The organism is Paraconexibacter sp. (assembly GCF_059438195.1).
This window is the reverse complement of record NZ_JBLKKY010000133.1, coordinates 1-3,495: the sequence shown is the minus strand read 5'-3', so window position 1 is coordinate 3,495 and position 3,495 is coordinate 1. Positions and strand designations below refer to the sequence as shown.

Below are 3,495 nucleotides of genomic sequence, written 5' to 3'. Positions count from 1 at the left end.
CGTCGACACGTCCGGCTCGATGGCCGCCCGTGCGCGGCTCGCGCGGGTGAAGGGCGCGCTCCTCGACGTCCTGCGCGACGCGTACGCCCGCCGCGACCGGGTGTGCCTCATCGCCTTCCGCGACGCGGGCGCCGCGGTCCTCGCCCCACCGGGCGCGCCGCTCGAGCGCGCGGCCGCGGCGGTGCGGGAGCTCCCCGCAGGCGGGAGGACGCCCCTCGCCGCCGGGCTCGACGCGGCCGCCGAGCAGATCCGCCGCGAGCGCACCCGGGCGCCGGAGCGCCGCGCGGTCTGCGCCGTCCTCACCGACGGTCGCGCCGACGGCGACGGCGCCGCTCGTGCCGCGGCGACGCGCCTCGGGCGCCTCGCCGACGTCCACGTCGTCGACACCGAGGACGGCGCCGTCCGGCTCGGCCTCGCGGGGGACCTCGCCGCGGCGGCCGGCGCGACGCTCACGACGCTCACGACCACGACGAGGAGGGCCGGATGACCGAGATGACGACCGAGGACCGCGGGTCCGCCGATCCGCGACGGCGCAAGCCGCGCGACCGACCGCTCGTCATCCTCGTCACCGGCGAGGGGAAGGGCAAGAGCACGAGCGCGTTCGGGATGCTCCTGCGCGCCTGGGCCCGCGGGTACCGCTGCGGCGTCTTCCAGCTCGTGAAGAGCGGCAAGTGGAAGGTCGGCGAGGCGAAGGCCGCGCAGGCGCTCGGCGGCATCGACTGGGAGAAGATGGGCGACGGCTGGTCGTGGCTGTCGAAGGACCTCGATCAGTCCGCCGACATGGCCCGCGCGGGCTGGGAGGAGGTGAAGCGGCGGATCGCTGAGGAGCACTACGAGTTCCTCGTCCTCGACGAGATCACCTACCCGGTGACCTGGGGCTGGATCGATGTCGACGACGTCGTCGCGACGATCCGCGACCGGCCGGGCTTCCAGCACGTCGTGCTCACGGGCCGCAACGCCGCGCCCGAGCTCGTCGCGCTCGCCGATCTCGTGAGCGAGGTCACGAAGGTGAAGCACCCGATGGACGCCGGCATCCGCGCGCAGCAGGGGATCGAGTGGTGAGCCGCGTCGAGGTCGTCCTCGACGGTGCGACCGAGCCGCCGGGCGAGCACCCGACGTCGCTCGAGGCCGCCCGGATGCCGGCGTACGACGACCTCGTCCGCGCCGGGACGATCACGTGGCGGCGCACCGTGCCGGTCGGCCTCCCGGTCGGGACGGAGACCGCGATGCCCGTCCTCCTCGGGTGGACGCCCTCGGCCCCCGTCGACCGGGGCGCGCTCGAGGCGGCGGCGCGCGGGATCCCCGTCCCCGACGGCACGCGCGCCCGGCGACTCGACGGCGCCCGGCCCGCCGACCGCCGCGTGCTTCGCCGCGCCGCCTTCGGCCTCCACGACCTCGGTCGCGGTCGGGTCCTCGCGGTCGGCTCGGGTGAGCTTCCCGCGCTCGGCGGCGAGATCCGCGTGTGGCCCGACGGCGTCGTGCCGCCCCGTCTCCTCGGCCCCTCGACCGTCGTCGTCGCCGCGCGCGGCGCCGCGGCCGGCGCCGCCGCGCTCCTCGGCGCCGACGTCGTCGTGCCGCCCGGGGCGACCGGCGACACCGACACGGACCTCGCCGCGAAGACCGCGGCCGCGATCCGCGCGGTCGCGGACGGCGTGCCGCGGGTCGTCGTCCACATCGGCGCGCCCGACGTCGCCGCGCACCGTCGCAGCCGCCGCGGGAAGATCGCCGCGCTCGAGGCCATCGACCGCGACGTCCTCGCCCCCCTCCGTGACCAGCTCGCGCGCACCGGCGCGGGCGCGCTCGCGGTCGGCGCGGACCACGGCTGCGATCCGACGACCGGCCGCCACGACGGAGCCCCCGTGCCCTGGGTGGAGTGGTCGCCGTGATCCCGCGGATCGTCGTCGCCGGGACGAGCTCCGGCGCGGGCAAGACGTCGGTCGCGTGCGGCCTCATCGGCGCGCTGCGCGCGAGCGGCCTCACCGTGCAGGGGCTCAAGGTCGGCCCGGACTACATCGACCCGAGCTATCACGCGCTCGCGAGCGGACGGCCGGGCCGCAACCTCGACGCCTTCCTCTCCGGGGCCGAGCTCATCGCGCCGCTCGCCGGCCACGCCGCCGCCGGGGCCGACATCGCGGTCGTCGAAGGTGTGATGGGTCTCTTCGACGGCGCGTCCGGACGCGGCGAGCTCGCCTCGACGGCGCACGTCGCGAAGCTGCTGCGCGCGTCCGTCCTCCTCGTCGTCGACGCCGCCGCGATGGCACGCTCGGCCGCGGCGATCGTCCATGGCTACCGGACGTTCGACCCCGACGTCGATATCGCGGGCGTCGTCCTCAACCGCGTCGGCTCCGACCACCACGAGGCGCTCCTGCGCGACGCGATCGAGCCGCTCGGCGTCCCCGTGGTCGGCGCGCTGCGCCGCGACGACCGCGTCACCGCGCCCGAGCGCCACCTCGGCCTCGTCCCCGCCGTCGAGCGCGAGGCGGCGACCCGCGCGGCGCTCGCGGCACTCGCCGAGGCCACCCGCGCCTTCGTCGACACGGAGGCGATCCTCCGCCTCGCCCGCGCCGCACCCGAGGTGACCTGCGCGCCGTGGTCGCCGACGGCGGCCGGCGACGGGACGTGCCGCGCCCGGGTCGCGGTCGCACACGGACCGGCGTTCAGCTTCCACTACACCGAGAACCTCGAGCTCCTCGCGGCCGCGGGCGCCGAGGTCGTCGGGTTCGACCCGACACGGGACGAGTCGCTCCCCGAGCAGACCGGCGCCCTCGTGCTCGCCGGCGGCTTCCCCGAGGTCCACGGCGACGCGCTCGCGCAGAACACGGCGCTGCGCGACGACGTCGCCGCGCACGTCGCCGCGGGACGGCCCGTGCTCGCCGAGTGCGGCGGTCTCCTCGCACTCTGCCGCACGCTCGACGGCGCGCCGATGCTCGGCGTCCTTCCCGCCGACGCGCGGATGGCCGGCAGGCTCACGCTCGGCTACCGCGAGGCGACCGCCCGGGTCGACTCGTCCGGCTGGCGGGCGGGCGACGTCGTGCGCGGCCACGAGTTCCACTACTCCGCGGTCGACGCCGACGCCGGGGCCGCGCCGGCGTGGACGCTGCGCTCGCGCGGGCGAGAGGCGGCCGAGGGCGTCGTCACCGGAGCGGTCCACGCGAGCTACCTCCACACCCACTGGGCGGTGACCCCGCAGGTCGCCCGCCGCTTCGTCGACGCAGCGGTGGCGGCGTGACGCTCACGCTCGTCATCGGAGGGACGCGCTCGGGCAAGAGCGCGCGGGCCGAGGCCCTCGCGGGCGCGGCGGGTCTCCCCGTCACCTACGTCGCGACGGGCGCCGCGATCGACGACGAGATGCGCGCACGCATCGCCGCGCACCGCACGCGGCGCCCCGCGGACTGGGCGACGGCCGAGCCGGAGCCGGGCGGCGACCCGCTCGCGGTCGCCGTCGCGATCGCCGACGGCGGCGGCTGCGCGCTCGTCGACGGCCTCGGCGGCTGG

Annotated in this window: 5 protein-coding genes; all 5 read left to right on the top strand. The window is 77.4% G+C overall.

What is annotated here, in order from left to right; genetic code table 11:
- A partial coding sequence (locus ACME2J_RS22110) for a VWA domain-containing protein (protein ID WP_495547110.1) occupies positions 1-487 on the top strand: 487 nt, incomplete at its 5' end.
- The gene (gene cobO, locus ACME2J_RS22105) at positions 484-1,062 is read left to right on the top strand and encodes a cob(I)yrinic acid a,c-diamide adenosyltransferase (RefSeq protein WP_495547109.1); all 579 of its coding nucleotides are present in this window, start codon (positions 484-486) and stop codon (positions 1,060-1,062) included. The genes ACME2J_RS22110 and cobO, both read left to right, overlap by 4 nt.
- A complete protein-coding gene (locus ACME2J_RS22100; RefSeq protein WP_495547108.1) occupies positions 1,059-1,886 on the top strand; it encodes an alkaline phosphatase family protein in 828 nt (275 codons plus the stop codon). The genes cobO and ACME2J_RS22100 overlap by 4 nt, the downstream gene beginning before the upstream one ends.
- Positions 1,874-3,229 (top strand): cobyrinic acid a,c-diamide synthase CobB, encoded by a 1,356-nt coding sequence (locus tag ACME2J_RS22095; protein ID WP_495547107.1) that lies wholly within the window; start codon positions 1,874-1,876, stop codon positions 3,227-3,229. Before ACME2J_RS22100 ends, ACME2J_RS22095 begins: the two co-directional genes overlap by 13 nt.
- Positions 3,226-3,495 (top strand): bifunctional adenosylcobinamide kinase/adenosylcobinamide-phosphate guanylyltransferase (locus ACME2J_RS22090; RefSeq protein ID WP_495547106.1); only part of this gene is annotated, 270 nt, incomplete at its 3' end. The genes ACME2J_RS22095 and ACME2J_RS22090, both read left to right, overlap by 4 nt.

Bases quoted from the DNA above. Each gene is read 5' to 3' on its own strand.
- cobO (WP_495547109.1), top strand. From the start codon at position 484: ATGACCGAGATGACGACCGAGGACCGCGGGTCCGCCGATCCGCGACGG.